Source organism: Candidatus Microbacterium colombiense (assembly GCA_029203165.1).
Taxonomy (GTDB): domain Bacteria; phylum Actinomycetota; class Actinomycetes; order Actinomycetales; family Microbacteriaceae; genus Microbacterium; species Microbacterium colombiense.
Genome location: CP119308.1, coordinates 290,709 through 311,822, shown reverse-complemented (window position 1 = coordinate 311,822; position 21,114 = coordinate 290,709). Strand labels below are relative to the sequence as shown.

Annotated in this window: 20 protein-coding genes and 2 tRNA genes; 8 read left to right on the top strand and 14 right to left on the bottom strand. The window is 64.7% G+C overall.

The annotated features are described in order from the left end of the window. Positions 1-2 precede the first annotated feature (2 nt). The 14 genes from P0Y60_01660 to dnaA all read right to left on the bottom strand — a co-directional run bounded on the left by P0Y60_01660 (position 3) and on the right by dnaA (position 14,918). On the bottom strand, positions 3-299 hold the full coding sequence (locus tag P0Y60_01660) for a hypothetical protein (protein ID WEK61495.1): 297 nt from the start codon (positions 297-299) through the stop codon (positions 3-5). Positions 300-376: 77 nt separating this feature from the next. Then, positions 377-1,219 carry a hypothetical protein gene (locus P0Y60_01655; protein ID WEK61494.1) on the bottom strand — a complete coding sequence of 281 codons (843 nt, stop codon included), beginning with the start codon at positions 1,217-1,219 and terminating at the stop codon, positions 377-379. Between the two features lie 382 nt (positions 1,220-1,601). Then, positions 1,602-1,674, bottom strand: a tRNA-Ala gene (locus P0Y60_01650). 26 nt (positions 1,675-1,700) lie between these two features. Next, a tRNA-Ile gene (locus P0Y60_01645) sits at positions 1,701-1,774 on the bottom strand. Between the two features lie 86 nt (positions 1,775-1,860). Next, a complete protein-coding gene (locus P0Y60_01640) occupies positions 1,861-2,790 on the bottom strand; it encodes a DUF4097 family beta strand repeat-containing protein (protein WEK61493.1) in 930 nt (309 codons plus the stop codon). Beyond that, positions 2,787-3,476, bottom strand: coding sequence for a response regulator transcription factor (locus P0Y60_01635; protein WEK61492.1), 690 nt, complete (start codon positions 3,474-3,476; stop codon positions 2,787-2,789). Before P0Y60_01635 ends, P0Y60_01640 begins: the two co-directional genes overlap by 4 nt. Further along, positions 3,464-4,732 (bottom strand): sensor histidine kinase, encoded by a 1,269-nt coding sequence (locus tag P0Y60_01630; protein WEK61491.1) that lies wholly within the window; start codon positions 4,730-4,732, stop codon positions 3,464-3,466. The genes P0Y60_01635 and P0Y60_01630 overlap by 13 nt, the downstream gene beginning before the upstream one ends. Positions 4,733-4,877: 145 nt before the next feature. Then, positions 4,878-5,282, bottom strand: a complete 405-nt coding sequence (locus tag P0Y60_01625; protein WEK61490.1) for a DUF3566 domain-containing protein — start codon at positions 5,280-5,282, stop codon at positions 4,878-4,880. After that, complete coding sequence (gene gyrA, locus P0Y60_01620) at positions 5,279-7,840, bottom strand: DNA gyrase subunit A (GenBank protein ID WEK61489.1); 2,562 nt, start codon at positions 7,838-7,840, stop codon at positions 5,279-5,281. The genes P0Y60_01625 and gyrA overlap by 4 nt, the downstream gene beginning before the upstream one ends. Before the next feature lie 61 nt (positions 7,841-7,901). Continuing rightward, positions 7,902-9,992 (bottom strand): DNA topoisomerase (ATP-hydrolyzing) subunit B, encoded by a 2,091-nt coding sequence (gene gyrB, locus P0Y60_01615; GenBank protein ID WEK61488.1) that lies wholly within the window; start codon positions 9,990-9,992, stop codon positions 7,902-7,904. A gap of 118 nt (positions 9,993-10,110) precedes the next feature. Beyond that, on the bottom strand, positions 10,111-10,623 hold the full coding sequence (locus P0Y60_01610; GenBank protein ID WEK61487.1) for a DciA family protein: 513 nt from the start codon (positions 10,621-10,623) through the stop codon (positions 10,111-10,113). Further along, entirely contained in the window at positions 10,616-11,800 is a 1,185-nt protein-coding gene (recF, locus tag P0Y60_01605) for a DNA replication/repair protein RecF (GenBank protein WEK61486.1), read from the bottom strand. The genes P0Y60_01610 and recF overlap by 8 nt, the downstream gene beginning before the upstream one ends. A gap of 57 nt (positions 11,801-11,857) precedes the next feature. Beyond that, positions 11,858-13,000 (bottom strand): DNA polymerase III subunit beta, encoded by a 1,143-nt coding sequence (gene dnaN / locus P0Y60_01600; protein ID WEK61485.1) that lies wholly within the window; start codon positions 12,998-13,000, stop codon positions 11,858-11,860. 490 nt (positions 13,001-13,490) lie between these two features. Then, the gene (dnaA, locus tag P0Y60_01595) at positions 13,491-14,918 is read right to left on the bottom strand and encodes a chromosomal replication initiator protein DnaA (protein ID WEK61484.1); all 1,428 of its coding nucleotides are present in this window, start codon (positions 14,916-14,918) and stop codon (positions 13,491-13,493) included. 319 nt (positions 14,919-15,237) lie between these two features. Here dnaA and rpmH point away from each other — a divergent pair, with 319 nt between their 5' ends. From rpmH to P0Y60_01555, 8 genes are all read left to right on the top strand, one after another. Beyond that, the gene (gene rpmH / locus P0Y60_01590; protein ID WEK61483.1) at positions 15,238-15,375 is read left to right on the top strand and encodes a 50S ribosomal protein L34; all 138 of its coding nucleotides are present in this window, start codon (positions 15,238-15,240) and stop codon (positions 15,373-15,375) included. A gap of 6 nt (positions 15,376-15,381) precedes the next feature. Beyond that, complete coding sequence (rnpA, locus tag P0Y60_01585; protein ID WEK61482.1) at positions 15,382-15,738, top strand: ribonuclease P protein component; 357 nt, start codon at positions 15,382-15,384, stop codon at positions 15,736-15,738. After that, on the top strand, positions 15,735-16,085 hold the full coding sequence (gene yidD, locus P0Y60_01580) for a membrane protein insertion efficiency factor YidD (GenBank protein WEK61481.1): 351 nt from the start codon (positions 15,735-15,737) through the stop codon (positions 16,083-16,085). Before rnpA ends, yidD begins: the two co-directional genes overlap by 4 nt. A gap of 3 nt (positions 16,086-16,088) precedes the next feature. Then, positions 16,089-17,159 carry a membrane protein insertase YidC gene (gene yidC, locus P0Y60_01575; GenBank protein WEK61480.1) on the top strand — a complete coding sequence of 357 codons (1,071 nt, stop codon included), beginning with the start codon at positions 16,089-16,091 and terminating at the stop codon, positions 17,157-17,159. Then, a complete protein-coding gene (locus P0Y60_01570) occupies positions 17,156-17,647 on the top strand; it encodes a DNA-binding protein (GenBank protein ID WEK61479.1) in 492 nt (163 codons plus the stop codon). Before yidC ends, P0Y60_01570 begins: the two co-directional genes overlap by 4 nt. 34 nt (positions 17,648-17,681) lie before the next feature. Then, the gene (gene rsmG, locus P0Y60_01565; protein WEK61478.1) at positions 17,682-18,305 is read left to right on the top strand and encodes a 16S rRNA (guanine(527)-N(7))-methyltransferase RsmG; all 624 of its coding nucleotides are present in this window, start codon (positions 17,682-17,684) and stop codon (positions 18,303-18,305) included. Between the two features lie 893 nt (positions 18,306-19,198). Beyond that, positions 19,199-20,125, top strand: a complete 927-nt coding sequence (locus P0Y60_01560) for a ParA family protein (protein ID WEK61477.1) — start codon at positions 19,199-19,201, stop codon at positions 20,123-20,125. Next, complete coding sequence (locus P0Y60_01555) at positions 20,125-21,087, top strand: ParB/RepB/Spo0J family partition protein (protein ID WEK61476.1); 963 nt, start codon at positions 20,125-20,127, stop codon at positions 21,085-21,087. The genes P0Y60_01560 and P0Y60_01555 overlap by 1 nt, the downstream gene beginning before the upstream one ends. Positions 21,088-21,114 lie beyond the last annotated feature (27 nt).

Sequence of the window (21,114 nt, the reverse complement as noted above, 5' to 3'; positions counted from 1 at the left end):
CATCAGTGCTCGATGAGGTCGTCGACCTTGGAGGTAGACACGGTCATCGAGCCAAGCCTCTTCGATGAAGCAACCAAGTAGTCCGTCAGCCTCGGCGATGAACCTACCAGCCGCACATGGTGAACCCCTCGACTATCAAGTCTGCGCACAAACTCGTCAGCAAACGACTGTGCAGCGCTCGCTACAGCTCGGGCATACACCGTTACCTCATCCGCACCGCGTAGATCAGCGCTGTCCACGAGCGCATCAGCGGCGGCCCGGGTTCCAGCAAGGCGAGGAAGCGTGATATCAGCGTTCATTCTCGACTCCTTACGATACTTACGCTCACGCTATCAAGGATTCCTACATGTTCGCTGGTCATTTCTAGGTTCGAAGACTATCTACGCGCAGGTGGCGCTCGGAAGGTCCCAGAGACCAGCGTCCCATCGAAGCGGCCATCAATCCGTTGATGAACGCGGCCGGTGACCGGATGAGCGTTGACTACGGCCTCACCCGACAGCAACGAAAGCTTCCCGGCAAGCCCCAGTACGATCTGCTCCTCCACCGACGAGAGACCGTACCCACGCCCCTTCTCGTTAGTCGCTGAGACGCCCGGCGTCAACGCGAGCCGGATCGCTGATGCATCGTCAGTTGCTCCCTTATGAGCAAGCGATGATTGGAGTCCCCGGCCCGCATCACCCAACGCAAAATTGAACCGCTGCTGGCGTGGATAGTGTTGCGCAAGCCCGAAGGCATACTGCTGGCCCGAGTGATATCCGACGTTCTCACCCGCCTCGCACAGTGCCGCACCCAGGGCGTCAGCTGCTTCCGGGTTGTGTCGCGCAGCAAAGTCGACAACGGCGGTCGCGAGCTCCTGAGCCTGCTCGACGCTCTCGACCCGCATGAGCGGCACAAGGCTGCTTCCCAGATGCCTTTCTCTAACGACGGGGAAGTTGTGCTCAGAGCCGATCTCATCGAGGAGATGGCTGAGATGGGCCCGCGCGAGGTAGTTGGCGATCGAAGAGTCTTCGGGTGCCACCACAGATAGGTCCGAATTCTCCCGGGACCAGGAGTGAAGTCTCGCCGCCAACGCAACGATGCCATCAGGTTCCACGAAGGTCACACGCCTCAGGCAAACGACGTCTGGGGTCGCAGTCGTCGTCACTGAAGCTACTTTCGATGCTTTGAGGTTGCCAAGGAAACGCACCTCTGCAGAGGATGAACCAGCGGAGTCGCCCATCTGGCCTCCTTTCATACCGATTCTCGCATCAGAACACTGCTCGGTGTCGCCGCGTCGCGCGCGAAGGTCGGACTCAGACCGCGAACCGGGCTGCGAAGCCCCGGAGCTGAGTATCTGTCTACTCGTCTCGTCTAGTCGCTGCCTAAGCAGCTCACAGTCCGATAGACACCGAAAGAGGTGATAGGACTTGCCGGTCGGGGATCAAATGCGACGACAGGCGCCCTCGTTTGAGACGCTACTGCCCAGGGTTACTAGCATCACTATCGCTCGGGTCGCGATCCGGCCACCTACCCGAGCTACATTCCACCGCGACGAGAGCTGCGGCAACAGAACAGGAAAGCCCCGCACGAGGCGGGGCTTCCTGAACTGTCTCAACACAGTGTGGAGCCTAGGAGATTCGAACTCCTGACATCCTGCTTGCAAAGCAGGCGCTCTACCAACTGAGCTAAGGCCCCGTGAGGGAAATATTGAATTGAAAGTGTGGGGCTACCAGGACTTGAACCTGGGACCTCTTCATTATCAGTGAAGCGCTCTAACCACCTGAGCTATAGCCCCGTCAACCTCCGAAACTTTACCCGAGTTTCACGGAAATACCGAATCGAGGGTGACCACCCCGGAGGATGCTCGCCCTCGACCGCGGATCAACCGGCGGGACGGATGGTGACGGTGCCTGCCGAGAGTTCGACGTCGATGGCCCGTCGGGCGCTGGACGCCTGCTCGACCTTGGCATTGAGCGTGCCCGCGCTGACGTCCTGCGTGATGCGGTACTCGACGTCGGGCACGGTGAGATCGAGCGATCCAGCACTCACATCGATCCCCGTCCGCGTCGGCGCGGAGCCCGTCAGCTCGACGCGCAGGTCGCCGGCCGACACACCGAGGTCGGCCTCGTCGACACCGTCGAGCAGCACATCGGCGCGTCCCGCACTCATGTCGACATCGAGAGTCCGCGCCGAGCCTTCCACGTCGAGCGCACCCGCGCTGACGGAGATGGCGAGGTCACCGAAGTCGCCGGCCACATCGAGGCTGCCCGCGTCGAGGCTGAGGTCTGCCGAGAGCGCCGGACCCCGCAGGCTGTCGGGCAACGTGAGCACCGCCACCTCTTCGTCACCGAACCAGCTCTTGAACCACCAGCCGAACACCCCGTCCGGGCTGCGCACGATCAGCTCATCGCCGTCGCGCTCGAAGTCCCACGCCGAACCTCGGGAGTTGGTGACCGAGAGCTCCGCCTCGTCGACGTCGCCGAACTCGATGCGCATGCTGCTCGCATCGACATCGAGATCGATGCTGTCGATGCCGTCGACGGCCACCGTCTGCACCGAGTCGGGTCGACTCGATGACAGCAGGTTCCCCGCCGCCGCTGCGGCGGCCGTGCCCCCGGTGCCGAGAAGCGCGAGCCCGCCGACCACGGCGGTGACGACCATGATCGCGGTGGCACCCCCGGACCGGCCCGAGGGCGGGGTTCCCTGCGGCGGCACGGGGCCACCGGTCGGTGCGGATGCCGGAGGACCGGCGACGGGCGGGGGAGTGAGCGGCGTGTGGCCGCCCGGGATGTCGTTCTGCTCGGTGGTCATCGTGCCACTCCTGTCTGGCCGGTCGGCGGCGTCGGGCCGCCGGTGTTCTCGATGTGTGCGAGGGCGGCGAGCACGCGGCGGTTGCCCGACTCGTCCTGCTCGAAGCCCAGTTTCTGGAAGATCGCGGTGATGTTCTTCTCCACGCTCGCCTCCGAGAGGAAGAGCAGCGCGGCGATCGCCTGATTCGACTTGCCCTCGGCGATCAGTGCGAGCACGGTGCGCTCGCGCTCGGTGAGCCGGAGCATCCGATCATCTCTGTTCCTGCGGGTGAGGAGTTGTGCGACGACCTCGGGATCGAGCACCGTCGCCCCCTCGGAGATGCGGTGCACCGACTCGAGGAACTCCGACACGTCGGCGACCCTGTCCTTGAGCAGGTATCCCAACGGGCCGCCCTGCGCGGCGATGAGATCTGATGCGTAGCGCTCCTCGACGTACTGCGAGAGCACGAGGATCGCGAGCGTCGGATGCGTCGACCGCAGGCTCAGCGCCGCACGGATGCCCTCATCGGTGAACGTCGGAGGGAGCCGCACATCGAGGATGCAGAGTTCAGGGACGGTGGTCGCGACGGCCTCGGCCAGTCCGGACGTGTCAGGAAGGGCGGCGACGACGCTGTGCCCGGCGTCTTCGAGAAGGCGCACGAGGCCCTCCCTCAACAGGACCGAGTCCTCGCAGATCAGGATGCGCATGGCACGTTCACCTCCAGGCTGGTCGGACCGCCCTGCGGGCTGTCGAGACGGAAGGTGCCGCCGGCGGCGAGCACGCGGTTCGCGATGCCGTCGAGGCCGCCACCCGGCTGCACCTGCGCACCGCCCATGCCGTTGTCCTCGACACGCGCCCACAGGGTGTTGCCCTCGCGGATGCGCACCGTGACCCGAGCCTCACTCGCCCGCGAATGCTTCGCAGCGTTGGTGAGCGATTCTGCGATCGAGAAGTAGACGGCGGCCTCGGCCTCGCGGCTGCAGCGGCCCTCCATCCGCACGTCGAGGTTCACCGGGATGTGCGATCGTCCGGCCAACGCCGACAGGGCTGCATCGAGGCCACGGTCATCGAGCACCGAGGCGTGGATGCCGCGGGCGAGCTGCCGCAGTTCCGTGATGGCCGCCTTGGTCGACGTGTGCGCTTCGGAGATCAGTTCCTTCGCGGTCTCCGGGTCGCTGTCGATCTTCTGCTGCGCGAGCCCGAGCGTCATGCCGACCGACACGAGTCGCGGCTGGACGCCGTCGTGCAGATCGCGCTCGATGCGGGTGCGCTCCAGGTCTGCCGCACGAACGGCCCCCTCACGCTGCGCGGTCGAGGTGCGCACACGCTCGGTGAGCTCGGTCTCGCGGCTGCGGATGACGATCGCCAACGCGAGCGTGCGGTGCAGCAGAGCCAACCCGATCATGCCGACGACCGAAGCCGCGATGCCGAGGATGCCGACCAGCGGGGCCCAGGCGACGGGGATTCCGTTACCGCCGAAGGGCCCGAGCACGGCTTCAGCCGAGGTGAGAGGCGCGAAGGAGATGAAGACCGACCACACCAGTGCCCAGAACAGCCGCAGAACGATGAAGCCCAACACGGCCGCAATGGCGAAGTTCGCGATGGCCCGCCACATCCGCCCGTCGATCGCCTGGCGTCCGAGTGCGCGCAACCAGCCGCCGAAACCCGGACGGTCGCGCGGACGCAGCCGCAGAGGGGCGAGGGGCACACGGTAGAGCGAGCTGACGCGGGTGACCTCGAACCATCCCACGCCGAACAGGGCGTAGACGAGGCCGACGAGCAGCACGATTCCGATGCCGGCGGCGAAGAGGAGGCCGAGGCCCGTGCCGAGCAGTCCTCCGAGGGTCGAGAAGATGACGCCGCCGATGATCCCGACGCCGGCGAGATGCAGGACCGTCGTGAAGATTCGCCGCGGTGGCTTCGCGGACACGGCCGTCGGCGGGGGCGCTGTCTGAGTGGTCATGGTTCCAAGGTACGGGCGGCCAGATCGCGCCGATACCGAGTCATCCGGACACCTGCGTTCGGGTTTTCCCTACCCCGGACCGCCGGAAACGCCGAAGGGGCGGATGCCGCAGCATCCGCCCCTTCGAACGATCGGTCTGAGTGGCTCAGTTCGACATGAAACCGACGAGCAGTCCGCCCGTCACCTTCACGGCGAGGTTGTAGATGCCGGCGATCACGGCGCCGAGCACGGTGAAGACGATCAGGTTGAGGATCGCGACGACGGCGGCGAACGCCATCACCTGCGGCAGACCCACGAGCTCGGAGAGCGGGATCGCACCGTCGGAGAAGCTGCGCACGAACTCATCGGCCGTGGCCATGATGTCGGTCGCCTGGAGCACCAGGAAGATCAGGAAGAACGACACCATCGTGACGACAGCGAGCGCCACCGCTCCGAGGAACGAGAGCTTCACGGCCGACCAGAAGTCGACGTAGACGAGACGCAGGCGGACCTGCTTTCCACTTGTTTTGCGCGTGGACTTCTTCGCCAGCTTGTCGGCTACTGTGCTCATGCGTCCGTACTTTCCTCAGGGTTCTGTGTCGTCTCAGGGGCTTCGGATTCCCCCTCCGCCTCCGTGGCGTCCTCGTCGCTTGCGAGGCCCCGCTCACTGTTGCGGGCGATGGCGAGGATACGGTCGGCTTCCGTCGTCCGTGCGAACACCACTCCCATGGTGTCTCGGCCCTTGGCGGGCACCTCGGCCACGGCAGAGCGTACCACCTTGCCGCTGGACAGAACCACCAAGACCTCGTCGTCATCCGCGACGATCAGACCACCCGCGAGAGTGCCCCGATCGTCGTTGAGCTTGGCGACCTTGATGCCCGTTCCGCCGCGTCCCTGCACGCGGTATTCCTCGACCGCGGTGCGCTTCGCATAGCCACCGTCGGTCACCACGAACACGAACTTGCCGGGTGCCGCGACGGATGCCGAGAGCAGGCAGTCGGTGTCGAGCTTGAACTTCATGCCCCGCACACCCGCGGTCGCGCGACCCATCGGACGCAGGGCCTCATCGGTCGCTTCGAAGCGCACCGACATGCCCCGACGGCTGATGAGGAGGATGTCGTCCTCGGCGTTCACCAGGAGCGCGCTGACCAGCTCGTCCTCATCGTTCAGGCGGATCGCGATGACGCCGCCCTGACGGTTCGTGTCGTACACGTCGAGACGCGTCTTCTTGACCAGACCCTCGCGCGTCGCCAGCACGAGATAGTCGGCGACGGCGTAGTCGCGGATGTCGAGCACCTGAGCGATGCTCTCATCGGGCTGCAGCGCCAACAGGTTCGCGACGTGCGTGCCCTTCGCGTCACGGCCGGCCTCGGGCACCTCGTAGGTCTTCGCGCGGTAGACGCGACCCTTGTCGGTGAAGAACAGCAACCAGTGGTGCGTCGTGGTGACGAAGAAGTGCTCGACGATGTCGTCGGCGCGCAGCTGCGCACCCTTCACTCCCTTGCCGCCGCGGTGCTGCGAGCGGTAGTTGTCGCTGCGCGTGCGCTTGATGTAGCCCTCACGCGTGACGGTGACGACCATCTCCTCTTCGGCGATGAGGTCTTCCATCGAGACGTCGCCGTCGAAGCCGTGCAGGATGTGCGTGCGGCGATCGTCGCCGAAGCGGTCGACGATGCCGGTGAGCTCTTCGCGGATGATGTCGCGCTGCAGCGACTCGTCGGCGAGGATCGCCTTGAACTCGGCGATCTGGGCCTCGAGCTCGTTGGCCTCGTCGAGGATTCGCTGCCGCTCGAGGGCGGCCAGGCGACGCAGCTGCATCGCGAGGATGGCCTCGGCCTGATCGTCATCGATGTCGAGCAGCTTCTGCAGTCCCTCGTTCGCCTCCTGCGCGGTGGGCGAGCGACGGATCAACGCGATGACCTCATCGAGCGCGTCGAGCGCCTTGAGGTAGCCGCGCAGGATGTGCATGCGCTTCTCGGCCTTGGCGAGGCGGAACTGCGTGCGCCGGATGATCACCTCGATCTGGTGCGTGATCCAGTTCGTGATGAATCCGTCGATCGCGAGCGTGCGCGGCACGCCGTCGACGATCGCCAGCATGTTCGCGCCGAAGTTCTCCTGCAGCTGCGTGTGCTTGTACAGGTTGTTGAGCACGACCTTGGCGACGGCATCGCGCTTGAGCACGACGACCAGGCGCTGACCCGTGCGGTCGGACGACTCGTCGCGGATGTCGGCGATGCCGGTGATCTTGCCGTCACGGGCGAGATCGCCGATCTTCACCGCCACGTTGTCGGGGTTGACCTGATACGGCAGCTCGGTGATCACGAGGCACGTGCGGCCCTGGATCTCCTCGACGTTGACGACGGCACGCATCGTGATCGAACCACGACCCGTGCGGTACGCCTCCTGGATGCCCTTGGTTCCGAGGATCTGCGCGCCGGTCGGGAAGTCGGGACCGGGAACGCGCTGGATCAGCCCGTCGAGGAGCTCCTCACGGGGGATACCGGGGTTGTCGAGCGCCCAGAGCGCGGCATCCGAGACCTCGCGCAGGTTGTGCGGCGGGATGTTGGTCGCCATACCGACCGCGATACCGACCGAGCCGTTGACCAGGAGGTTCGGGAAGCGCGCCGGCAGCACCGTCGGCTCCTGCGTCTGACCGTCGTAGTTGTCCTGGAAGTCGACGGTGTCTTCTTCGATGTCGCGCACCATCTCGAGCGCGAGCGGAGCCATCTTCGTCTCGGTGTATCGGGGAGCTGCGGCGCCCATGTTGCCCGGAGAGCCGAAGTTACCCTGCCCGAGCGCCAGCGGGTACCGCAGCGACCACGGCTGCACCAGACGGACCAGGGCGTCGTAGATCGCCGAGTCACCATGGGGGTGGTACTGCCCCATGACCTCGCCGACGATGCGCGCACACTTCGAGAACGACTTGTCGGGGCGGAATCCACCGTCGTACATGCCGTAGATCACGCGGCGGTGCACCGGCTTGAGTCCGTCACGGACATCGGGCAGTGCGCGGCCCACGATCACGGCCATCGCGTAGTCGAGATAGCTGCGCTGCATCTCCGACTGCAGGTCTACCTGGTCGATCTTGCCGTGATCGTGGTCCGGCTCCGTGCGTTCTTCGTCAGTCATGTGTCAATCTCTCTGTGTCGCGTCCTCGTCTGACATCCGTGGGGCTCGAAGCCCTGCGGAATCAGATATCGAGGAAGCGGACGTCCTTGGCGTTGCGCTGGATGAAGCTTCGACGGGACTCGACGTCCTCGCCCATCAGCACACTGAAGATCTCGTCGGCGGCGGCGGCATCCTCGATGGTGATCTGCTGAAGGGTGCGGGTGGAGTGATCCATCGTCGTCTCCCACAGCTCCTTCGGGTTCATCTCACCGAGACCCTTGTAGCGCTGGATGCCGGCATCCTTCGGGATCCGCTTGCCGTTCTCGAGACCGTGCTTCAGCAGCGCGTCCCGCTCGTTGTCGCTGAACACGTACTCGTGCGCGGAGTTCGACCACTTGAGTCGGTACAGCGGCGGCATGGCGAGGTAGACGAAGCCGGCCTCGATGAGTCCGCGCATGTAGCGGAACAGCAGCGTCAGCAGCAGCGTCGTGATGTGCTGGCCATCGACGTCGGCATCAGCCATGAGCACGATCTTGTGATAGCGCGCCTTCTCGATGTCGAACTCTTCGCCGATGCCCGTGCCGAAGGCCTGGATCATCGCCTGGACCTCCTTGTTGCCCAGTGCCTTGTCCAGACGCGCACGCTCGACGTTGAGGATCTTGCCACGCAGCGCGAGGATCGCCTGCGTGTGGGGGTCGCGACCCTGCACGGCGGAACCGCCGGCCGAGTCACCCTCCACGAGGAAGATCTCGCTGATCGACGGGTCCTTGCTGGTGCAGTCCTTGAGCTTGTCGGGCATGGCCGCCGACTCGAACACGCTCTTGCGGCGCGCCGTCTCGCGGGCCTTCCGTGCCGCCATGCGCGCGGTCGCCGCATCGATCGACTTGCGGATGACGTTCTTGGCCTGCGCCGGGTTGCGTCCGAACCAGTCGCCGAGCTGATCCCCGACGACCTTCTGCACGAAGGCCTTCGCCTCGGTGTTGCCGAGCTTCGTCTTCGTCTGGCCCTCGAACTGCGGCTCACCGAGCTTGATCGAGATGACGGCGGTCAGACCCTCGCGCACGTCGTCGCCGGAGAGGTTGTCGTCCTTCTCCTTGAGCAGGTTGTTGGCGCGCGCGTACTTGTTGACGAGCGTCGTCAGGGCCGCGCGGAAACCTTCCTCGTGCGTTCCACCCTCGTGGGTGTTGATCGTGTTCGCGTAGGTGAACACGTTCTCGGTGTACGAGGTGGTCCACTGCATCGCGACCTCGAGGGAGATCTTGCGCTCGGTGTCCTCCGACTCGAACGCGATGATCTCCTCGTTGACGACCTCGGCGTGACGCACCTTGTTCAGGTACTCGACATAGTCGACCAGTCCGCGCTCGTAGAGGAACACGTCCCCCGGCTGCTTCGCGACGGTCTCGCCGTCGACCTCGACCTCGTACGTCGACGATGCACGCTCGTCGTTCAGCTCGATACGCAAGCCCTTGTTGAGGAACGCCATCTGCTGGAAGCGGGTGCGCAGGGTGTCGTATTCGAAATCGATCGTCTCGGTGAAGATCGAGGCATCCGGCCAGAACGAGATCGTGGTTCCGGTCTCGTCGGTCTCCTCACCCTTCTCGAGCTTCTGCTGCGGAGTGCCGCCGTCGGCGAAGCTGTGGCGCCAGACGTGACCCTTCTGCTTCACCGCCACGTCGAAACGCGTCGAGAGTGCGTTGACCACGGAGGAACCCACACCGTGCAGGCCGCCGGACACCGCGTACGCTCCGCCGCCGAACTTTCCGCCCGCGTGCAGAATCGTCAGCACGACCTCGACCGTCGACTTGTTCGGGTCGGAGGAGTGCGGGTCGACGGGGATGCCGCGGCCGTTGTCGACCACACGCACACCGCCGTCGTGCAGGAGCGTGACCAGGATCGTGTCGGCGTAACCGGCCAGAGCCTCGTCGACGGAGTTGTCGACGATCTCGTAGACGAGGTGATGCAGTCCGCGCGGACCGGTCGATCCGATGTACATACCGGGGCGCTTGCGCACCGCTTCGAGACCTTCGAGGATCTGGATGGAGTCGGCGCCGTACTCACCGGGCTGCTGTGCCTTGGGTGCGGCCGACGCCTCTCCGGTCACTGCATCCGCCGGAGCGGCGGGGGTTCCCCCGGTGTTCGATTCCGTCTCGTCAGCAGGGGATTCAGGCGTCATCAGAGGGCATTCTCCACATCGATATCACGAACTCCCATTCTAGCCGGGTTTTGTCGTGAAATGCCGCTCAACGGCCGCGTGTGGCCCTCTGAGACGTTCGGACCCTGCCGATGGTGTCCTACCCGTAGGTATCGCGCGGGCCCCGCCCTGGAACGGCTCTGGGGCCCCATTTCCAGGAGGGAACGTCCGGTCCGATGAAGCGGAGGTTCTCCACACCGGCATCCGGGTAGCGCCGCCCGATCTCCGTGACGATGGTCGCGCGCATGTACTGGAGGTTCTTCGCCCACGCCGTCGAATCGCACTTCACCGTGAGGAGGCCGCGCTCCAGCGAGACGGGCTCCGAATGCTTCGCGGTGTCGGCCCCGGCGAGATCGGCCCACTGTCGTACGAGGTCTTCGCGGGCGAGTGTGGTCTGCCAACCGGAGTCGCGCGTCAGCTTGTCGAGCACATCCCCGAGGGAGCCCGGATCGCGACCCGGTGTGAACGGGGCGTTGTCGTCGTCGGTGACGAGGCGACGTTTGCGCTTCCAGGAGTTGGAACTCGGCTTGAGGCCACGGAGCCGGAGATAGGTCGCAACCGTCTCGGGAGCATCGGATACCGCGGGAGCAGGATCGGTGGAGATGTCAGCCATGTGTCGCCTCCTCCCGTTCGTCGCTGATGGTTCCCGCGGTGATCCGCACCACGTGAGCGTGGAGCACGTCAGGAATATCCTCCTCCACGGCCGCAGTGACCACCACCTGCTCGTAGCCGGCGGTGAGAGTGGCGAGTCGCTGGCGGCGATCGGCATCCAACTCGGCGAACACGTCGTCGAGGATCAGCACCGGGTCGCCCGCGGGGGATTCACTGCGCAGCAGTTCCGCCGATGCGAGCCGCAGCGCGAGGGCGATCGACCAGGATTCGCCGTGCGAGGCGTAGCCCTTCACCGGAAGTGAGCGCACGCGGAGAATCAGGTCGTCACGGTGGGGACCGGTGAGGGTCAGCCCGCGCTCGAGCTCGTTCGAACGTTTCGCGAGCAACGATGCACGGAACATCTCGCTGATGTCACCGGTGGAGACCGCAGCGGGATCCACATCGCCCTCGCTTCTGTCCGCGTCGTCCTCCGGGTCGGCGCCGCGCACGGACAGGGCCCACTCGAGCCGCGGCTGGTGGTCGGCACCGGCGATCGCCTCGTAGGCATCGGCGACCGGCTGCTGCAGATCGGCCGCCAACCGCTGGCGGGCGGCGATGATCTCGGAACCGAGGGCGACGAGCTTGTCGTCCCACACATCGAGTGTGCTGAGCCCTTCGCCCTTGATTCCGCGGGCTCGTGCCGACTTCAGCAGCGCATTGCGCTGCTTGAGCACCCGGTCGTAGTCGCCGAGGACGGCCGCCAGACGCGGCGTGCGCTGGATCAGCAGCTGATCGACGAAGCGTCGTCGTGACGAGGGATCGCCACGCACGATCTGAAGATCTTCCGGAGCGAAAAGGACGACGTGCGCATATCGGGGAAGTTCGTTGGTCTTCGACGGGGAGCCGTTGATGCGCGCCTTGTTCGAGCCCTGCCGATTCAGCTGCACCTCGGCCAGGACCTTGCGTTCACCGTGCGAGAGGCGGGCGCGGATGATGGCGTACTCCTGCCCATCGCGCACCATCGGCGCATCGGACGACACGCGGTGCGACCCGAGTGTGGCGAGGAAGACGACCGCTTCGGCCAGATTCGTCTTGCCCTGTCCGTTGAGGCCGACGAGCACGTTCGGACCGGGGTGCAGTGCGAGTTCCGCGGTCGCGTAGTTGCGGAAATCGACCAGACTCAGGTGCTCCACAATCACGGAGTCAGCCTACCTTCGGCCTCTGACAGTCCGGTTCCGGGGAGGAGCGGACGAGAATCAGCGCAGGAGGAGGTTGGGCTGGAGCAGGTACTTGAACGAGTCGAGCCCGGCCTGGTCGACCGAGGTCTGGCTCGTGATCAGCACGGGGCTCAGCTTGTTCGCGTTGTCGCTCGAGGTGAACGTCACCCGCACGAACTCGCTCTTCACCGCGCCGAGTGCCTCGATCAGATACTGCGGGTTGAGGCCGAGCGTGACCTCTTCGCCGCCGTTGAGGATCGCATCCACCGACTCGGAGGCGCGGGCGTGTTCGCTGCCCGATGCGTCCATCGTGACGCCGTCGCTCGAGAAGGTGAAGCGCAGCGGGGCGGCGCGATCGAGCACCAGAGCGACGCGTCGCACGGCCTCGACCAGGTCGGCCGTGTTCACGACGGCGTAGTGATCGGTCTGCTCGGGGAACAGTCGACGCACGGGCGGGAAATTGCCCTTGATCAGGAGGGATGTCACCGTCTTGTTGCCCGAGGTGAACGCGATGATCTCGCGATCGCCCGCACCGGAGAACGAGATCTGGATCGTGCCCGCGTGACCGAAGGTCTTTCCGACCTCGAGCAGGGTACGTGCCGGCACGAGGGCTGTCGCCTCGACGGCCTCCCCATCCCACGGAACGTCGCGGAGCGAGACGCGGTAGCGGTCGGTGGCGACCAGGCTGAGATTGTGTCCCGAGACTTCGAGCTGCACACCCGTGAGCACCGGGGTGACGTCGTCTCGGGAGGCGGCGAAGCCGACCTGGGAGATGGCGGTTCCGAAATCGTCAGCCGGAACGACGCCGGATGAGCCGGAGACCTCGGGGATCGACGGGTATTCCTCGACGGGCATGGCGGCGAGGGTGAAGCGAGCGGAGCCGCACGTCACGGTGATGCCACCGTCATCCTCGACGGCGATCTCGATGGGAGCGTTCGGGAGTCGGCTGGCGATGTCGGACAGCAGGCGACCGTGAACCAGGATCGTGCCCGGGGTCTCGACGGTCGCCTCGATGGTCGTCCGTGCAGAGGCCTCGTAGTCGAATGCGGAGAGCGTGAGGCCTGATCCGTCGGCTTCGATCAGCACACCGGCCAGGATCGGCTGCGGGTTCCGCTGGGGAAGCAGCTTGACAACGAACGACACTGCCTCGCTGAAGACATCGCGGTTGACCTGAAACCTCACGGGTGCTCCCTTGTCTTCGTTCTGCGACGATCTGTCGTCTGTCCCTGTGCAGGGCTTCCCATGCTAGCCCCACAGCCCCGCTGATCCCTACGCCCACGGGTTTTGGGATTCGGATCTCGCCGTTCGTCTGTTCTGGTGATCGGATCGCGGTCTCTTCGGGTTAACTCCTTAACGGTGTTAACAGCTGTGGATACTGTGGATAACTCGGTGGATATCAAGCGCGAGTAGGGAACTACACGCTTGTCAGTTGTGGAATCCCTGAGGAATACGCGGATGGGGAGACTCGGGGCCCCCGGTCGTCTCCCTGTAGTTATCCACAGGTTCGGTCGATCAGCCCACATTCGTCCCTCTTTGCAGGCGGATCATCCACAAGTTATCCACATGTGCATAGAAGCATTTATCGGAGCCGGATTTTCGTGTCAAGTAGGCCGAAAGGGGGACACAGCACCCTTTCGGATGCCGTGCCCCCCTCGGATGCAGGCGTTGCGCGTCAGCGTCTGCCGAGCTGCGTGGTGATCTCGGTGACCTGGTTGTAGATCGACCGACGCTCCTTCATGAGCTCGCTGATCTTCTTGTAGGCGTACATCACGGTGGTGTGGTCGCGGTTGCCGAAGAGCTGTCCGATCTTCGGCAGCGACAGGCTCGTCCGCTCGCGGCACAGGTACATCGCGATCTGACGGGACGTCGCGATCTGCTGAGACCTGCTCGATCCGTACAGGTCGTCGACCGTGAGCTTGAAGTACTGCGCGGTCGCCGTGATGATGTCGGTCGGCGAGATGATGTTGTCCTCAGCCGTGTCGATGATGTCGCGGAGCACGGTCTGCGCGAGAGAGATGTCGAGCGCCGACCGGTTCAGGCTCGCGAAAGCGGAGACGCGGATGAGTGCACCCTCCAGCTCGCGGATGTTCGACGACACCACGGTCGCGATGTATTCGAGGACCTCGTCCGGGATGTGGAGCGCCTCGCTCTGCGCCTTCTTGCGGAGGATCGCGATACGCGTCTCCAGGTCGGGTGCCTGGACATCGGTGATCAGGCCCCACTCGAACCGGCTGCGCATCCGATCCTCGAACCCCGTCAGATGCTTGGGCGCGACATCGCTGGTGATCACCACCTGCTTGTTGTGATCGTGGAGCGTGTTGAAGGTGTGGAAGAACGCCTCCTGCGTCTCGGCGCGACCCTGGAGGAACTGGATGTCGTCGATGAGGAGGATGTCGACCTCGCGGTACCGCGCCTGGAATGCGGCTCCGCGGTTGTTGGCGATCGAGTTGATGAAGTCGTTCGTGAACTCCTCGCTCGACACGTACCGCACCTTGACACCCGGATAGAGGGACTGCGCGTAGTCGCCGATCGCGTGGAGGAGGTGTGTCTTGCCCAGGCCGGAGTCGCCGTAGATGAACAGCGGGTTGTACGCCTTCGCCGGCGCCTCGGCCACCGCGACCGCTGCCGCGTGGGCGAAACGGTTGGACTGGCCGATCACGAAGTTGTCGAAGGTGTACTTGGGGTTCAGCCGTGACTCATGGCGCATCGGCGTCGGCTGCTCCATGGGGGAGTCGACGCGCATGTGCTCCTGACGGGAATGATCCTGCCGGGCGAAGTCGCCGTCCTGTCGACCGAAGTCGCTCACGGCGATGGGGGCGGTCGGCTGTTCGGCCAGTTCATGGTTCACGACCACGCGGAACGCGGTGACCTCGTCGCCGATGTGCGTCAGTGCCTCCATGATCGGCAGCCGCAGGCGCTTGTTGATCTGCGCCGCGGTCAGATCGTTCGGCACGTCGAGGTAGAGGGTCGCCGCCATCACGCCGGCCGGAACCGCCAGGCTCAGGAAGCCCTGCAGCTGAGGGGTGACTCGGTCGTCCGCCTCGAGCAGCTCCTGCACCGTGGTCCAGATCGGAACATCGGGCTGGGCTGGTGTGGACATGACGCTCCGGGCGGGGTCTCGATGAGGGTTCCCCGATGCCGCGGTCCCCTGTGGATAACTTGCTCTGCCACGGTAGTCATCCCGGCCGTGAACGGCAACCTGCCCTTGAAAACACGCGAGCGTGTTGTACCGCGAGTGTGGTCGTGGGTTGTGGATAATGGCTGTGCGGTTCCCGATGGACGGACGCTCCCCAGCGCGCAGATTTGCTCTGCGCGCCGCCAAGACGTACCCTTACTTGGTTGACTTATGCCATTTTTTTGGCAGTTCCCCATGTCTCCGGTCGCAGTGAATCCGGTGGCAGCATTCCCGGAGTGATTCCATGAGCAAGCGCACCTTCCAGCCCAACAACCGTCGTCGCGCCAAGAAGCACGGCTTCCGCGCCCGTATGCGCACCCGCGCCGGCCGCGGCATCCTCGCCGCTCGTCGCGCGAAGGGCCGCACCGAGCTCTCCGCGTAGTCCGCTGTGCTCGCCCGGCCGTTTCGGTTGACCCGCGGGAGCGACTATCGTCTGGTCGTTCGTCGTGGTTCCCGTTGCGGTGGGGCGCGCGTCGTCACGTCGATGTTGTCGACGGGCGAGAGCGGAACCGTCAGGTTCGGCTTCATCATCAGCAAGCAGGTGGGGAACGCCGTCGTGCGCAACTCCGTACGTCGTCGGCTCAAGGCCGTCTGCGCGGAAGCGCTGTCGAGCGTCCCTGAGGGCACGGATGTCGTCATCCGTGCCCTTCCTGCGTCTGCTGCCGCGACGTACGCCGAATTGAGCGCCGATGTGAATCGGTGCCTCGGCAGGTTGCGGTCGTCCTCCCTCGCGGAGTCACGATGACCGCGCTCCCGGCATCCTCGATCGGAGACGCCCAGCTGCGTGGCACCGGCGTGCTGCGCAGCATCCCGCTGATCCCCCGGAATCTCGTGCTGGGATTCCTGACGGGGTATCGGGCGGTGATCTCCCCGATGTACGGAGATGTCTGTGCGTACTATCCCAGCTGTTCCGCCTACGCTGTAGGGGCAGTGCAACAGCACGGCGCCGTGCGGGGAACCCTGGTCTCGGCATGGCGCATCCTTCGTTGCAATCCCTGGACTCGCGGAGGCGTCGACGACGTCACACCGCACAAGCACTTCCGTTACGACCTGACTGCTCGCGGTTTCGTCGTCCCTGCCCGAAAGGACTGATCAGTGGGTCTCGATCTCCTGCTCGCCAGCGCGACTCCGTCGCCGGCGCCCTCTTCCGGAGGTTTCGATCTGATCGGAACGATCCTCTGGCCGCTGAAGTGGTTGGTCGAGCTCGTCCTCGTCGCCTGGCACTGGCTTCTCACTGCGGTCGGACTCCCCGCCGCCTCCGGACTCACCTGGGTCCTGTCGATCGTCGGCCTGGTCATCGTGGTGCGTGCTGCGCTGATCCCGCTCTTCGTGAAGCAGATCAAGAGCCAGCGAAAGATGATGGAAATCGCTCCTGAACTGCGAAAAGTTCAGGAGAAGTACAAGGGCAAGAAGGATCAGCTCTCTCGCGAGGCCATGAGCCGCGAGACCATGGCGCTGTACAAGAAGCACGGCACGACGCCGATGTCGAGCTGTCTTCCGCTGCTCGTGCAGATGCCTGTCTTCTTCTCGCTGTTCAGCGTTCTGAGTGACGTCACCAAGCACCATGCCGCGGGAATCGGTGGCGTCGGACTCCTCAACGCCGAGCTCACCGAGCAGTTCTACGACGCCAAGCTCTTCGGAGTGGCTTCGCTGCACGAGACGCTGGGCAACGCAGTCGACGCCAACAACACCACTGCGATCATCATCCTGGTCACGCTGGTCGTGCTCATGATCGGTTCGCAGTTCTTCACCCAGCTGCAGATCATCTCGAAGAACCTGTCGCCCGAGGCCAAGACCGGCCAGGCGTACCAGATGCAGAAGATCATGCTCTACGTGCTGCCGCTGGGCTTCATCTTCTCGGGTGTCTTCTTCCCGCTCGGTGTCGTCGTGTACTGGTTCATCTCGAACCTGTGGACGATGGGCCAGCAGTTCCTCGTCATCCGCGAGATGCCGACGCCCGGATCCGAGGCGGCCAAGGCACGCGAAGAGCGCCTGGCACGTAAGGGTAAGGCGCTCGATGCCTCGGGCAAGGTCGTTCCGATGGCCGTCTATGAAGCCGAGCAGCAGCGCAAGCTGGAAGAGGTCGAGAAGGCCAAGGCTGAGGCCCCCAAGCGTCAGCAGCCCGTGGGTAAGAAGCGTGCGAAGAAGAAGGGGAGCGCCTCATGACCGAGATCGTGACGGAGAGCGTCGAGCCCACTGTGGCGCAGCTCGAGAACGAAGGCGACGTCGCAGCGGATTACCTCGAGGAGCTCCTCGACATCGCTGACATCGATGGCGACCTGAACCTCGACGTTCGTCAAGGTCGTGCGTACGTGTCGGTCGAAGCGGAGGATGGCGGCCTGGCGCTGCTCTCCGCACCCGACACCGTGCAGGCGCTTCAGGAACTGACGCGTCTGGCCGTGCAGAACAAGACCGGTTCCTTCTCGCGTCTGATCCTCGACATCGGTGGATCACGCGACACGCGTCGCCGCCAGCTCGAGACGTTGGTGGAGGCCGCTGCTGCGAAGCTCGACGAAGGATCGTCGCAGGCCTCCCTGCCCGCGATGTCCAGCTACGAGCGCAAGCTGGTGCATGACATCGCATCAGACCGCGGCCTCGTTTCCGAGTCGTACGGCGAGGGTGCCGACCGCCACACGGTGCTCCGCCGTCGTTGATGTTTCACGTGAAACATCTCGCGGGAGTGCTTTCGTGAGCGATCTCGAAACCGAGCCGGCTGCGGCGAGCGACCTCTTCGGCGGTCGCATCGACGTCGCGCGGGCGTTCACGGCGGCACTTGCTGCACAGGGCGAGGAGCGTGGGCTGATCGGCCCGCTCGAACTGCCTCGGCTCTGGACCCGACACATCCTCAACAGCGCCATCGCCGCTCCGCTCTTCCATGGATCCGTTGCCGACATCGGTTCCGGGGCGGGGCTGCCTGGACTGGTGCTCGCGATCGCGCGTCCCGACGTTCATTGGACGCTGATCGAGCCCATGGAGCGACGCGTCACCTGGCTCACGGAACAGGTGAACGCGCTCGGGCTCGACAACGTCGTCGTGTATCGCGCCCGCGCTGAGGATGTGCGTCCGCCCGAAGGATTCGATGTCGTCACGGCCCGCGCCGTCAGTGCGCTCCGTACGTTGATCCCTCTCACCGCGCCTCTCGTGCGTGACGGTGGAGAGCTGACCCTGCTCAAAGGCATGAATGTGTCGAACGAGATCGATGCCGCGCAGAAGCAGATCACGAAGTTCCGACTGTCGAACGTGCGCGTCGAGGTACTGGGCGAAGGCGTCCTCACGGAGACGACGCGGGTTTTGCGGGCGGTCGTTCGCTAGTTTCCGGGGTTGATGTTTCACGTGGAACATCGATCTCGCCTCTTGTCGCCTTTCGCTGCCGGGTGGAGCGGTGTTCCCTTCATTCGCAGAACGGGCACCCTCCCCGCACGCGGGGGCCCCTCCCGATGCTCACTCCCGGAACTCCGCTCCACCCTGGTGTCGTTCCGCCGGAGGTTCGTCGGTTGGGAGTGGTTGTTGTGTGGCTGGCTACTTGCTTTGACCCGGCGCCGCGGCTGATGTTTCACGTGGAACATCGATCTCGTGTTGGTTGCTTGTGCTGCCGGGTGGAGTGGAGTTCCCTTCGCTCGCAGAACGGGCGCCCTCCCCGCACGCGGGGGCCCCTCCCGATGCTCACTCCGGGAACACCACTCCACCCTGGTGTCGTCTCCATGAGGTTCGCAGGGCGGGGAGCTCGTCGCAGATGTCGGGGGATATCGTTCCATTCGACTGTGCTGCTCTGGGGTGGATGTTTCACGTGGAACACTCGTGTCGCTTATTGTGACCTTGGCTGCCGGGTCGAGAGGTGTTGCCTTCGCTCCCAGAATGGGCGCCCTCCCCGCAAGCGGGGGTCCCTCCTGATGCTCACTCCGGCAACACCACTCCACCCTGGTGTCGTCTCCATCTGGGGTGGATGTTCACGTGGAACATTGCTTGCTTGTCTTGCGCTGGGGGGCTGCCGAGTGGAGTGCTTGTCCTGGGGTTCCATGCATAGGGGAGTGCGCCATGACGCTGGGGGATATCGCCTTGGCTCTGCGGCGCACTGCGGCGGGATGTTTCACGTGAAACGTTGTGTGGTGCGTGAATATCTGGGCATCTGTGGTGCTGGGGTGGGCATATCGGAGGGGAACGTCCCTGCCAGCGATTAGAGTGGAATGCGGCCCCGAAAGGAGTGGATGTTTCACGTGAAACAGTCCGAAAAGGCATCCTCGAACGAATCGTTCGGTATGGATACACCGCTCGCGCGGGAACTCGCAGACCTCTCCGCCCGTCGGCGTGCACTCGAATCCACCCAGGTGGAGTTCTCGGGGGACACACGCGTACTCACAGTGTCGAACCAGAAGGGTGGCGTCGGCAAGACGACGACCGCTGTCAACATCGCGTCAGCCCTCGCGGGGCTCGGCGCGAAGGTCCTGGTCATCGATCTCGACCCACAGGGCAACGCCTCCACCGCACTGGGCGTGCCGCACAGTGCCGACGTTCCCAGCGTTTACGACGTCCTGATCGAGGAGTTCCCCCTCGCTGACATCGTGCAGCAGAGTCCCGAAGACTCGAACCTGTTCTGCGCTCCGAGCACGATCCATCTCGCTGGTGCCGAGATCGAGCTGGTCGCGCAGGTCGCCCGCGAGCACCGCCTGCGTCGGGCGCTGGAGGACTACCTCGTCGACAGCCCGATGGATTTCGTGATCATCGACTGCCCGCCGTCCCTCGGTCTCCTCACGATCAATGCGTTCACCGCTGCGTCAGAGGTGTTCATCCCCATTCAGTGCGAGTACTACGCGCTGGAGGGTCTGAGCCAGCTACTCGGCAGTATTCAGATGATCCAGAAGCATCTGAACCCCTCGCTTCACCTCTCGACGATCCTGCTCACGATGTTCGACGGCCGCACACGCCTCGCGCAGCAGGTCGCAGACGAGGTTCGCACCCACTTCCCGACCCAGGTGCTCCAGACCGTCATCCCGCGCTCGGTGCGGGTGTCGGAGGCACCGAGTTTCGGACAGACCGTGATCGCCTACGATGGGCAATCGGCCGGTGCCATCGCCTATCGCGAAGCCGCCGTCGAGATCGCGTCGCGCACAGCGACGCAGAGCAAGGAGAAATGATGGCGAAGCGCACTGGACTGGGTCGAGGCATCGGCGCTCTCATCCCCACCACCGATCAGTCGGAGCGGCCCGTCGACGTGTTCTTCCCGGGTGCGAGTCTTCGTCCGAGCCCGGAGACCACGGCACCGGTCGTCGAGTCCGATCTCGCGGAGGTTCCCGGCATCCACCTCGTGCAGGTTGACCCGCAGAAGATCGTCCCCAATCCTCGTCAGCCGCGTACGCACTTCAACGCCGAAGACCTTGCCGAGCTGGTGCACAGTGTTCGCGAGTTCGGCGTGCTGCAGCCTGTCGTCGTGCGCAAGAACGCCGACGGCGAGTACGAGCTCATCATGGGGGAGCGGCGCACACGCGCTGCTCGTGAGGCCGGCCTCGAGTCGATTCCCGCCATCGTCCGCGACACCGCGGACGAGGATCTCCTGCGTGACGCCCTCCTGGAGAACCTGCACCGCTCCGAGCTGAACCCGCTCGAAGAGGCGTCGGCCTATCAGCAGCTGCTCGAGGACTTCGGAATCACCCAGGAGCAGCTCGCGACCCGCATCGGCCGCTCGCGTCCGCAGATCAGCAACACGATCCGTCTGCTGAAGCTCCCCGTGCCGGTGCAGCAGCGCGTGGCAGCGGGAGTGCTCACGGCGGGTCATGCCCGTGCGATCCTCAGCCTGGAGTCTCCCGAGGCCATGCAGCGCCTTGCCGACAAGGTCGTCAACGAAGACCTGTCCGTGCGTGCCACGGAAGAGGCCGCGAAGAATCTTCCGGCATCGGCCGGCACGACGTCGAAACCGACACCGGGAGCACGACGCGCCTACCTCGACGAGGTTGCAGGAAAGCTCGGCGACCGACTCAACACTCGCGTCAAGATCGCTCTCGGTGCACGAAAAGGTCAGGTCACAATTGATTTCGCGTCGATCCAGGATCTGAACCGAATCCTCGACGAGATCGGCGAAGAGGGCTACGGCAAGAGCTGATCCCGCCCCGATCGGGCGTCGACAGGC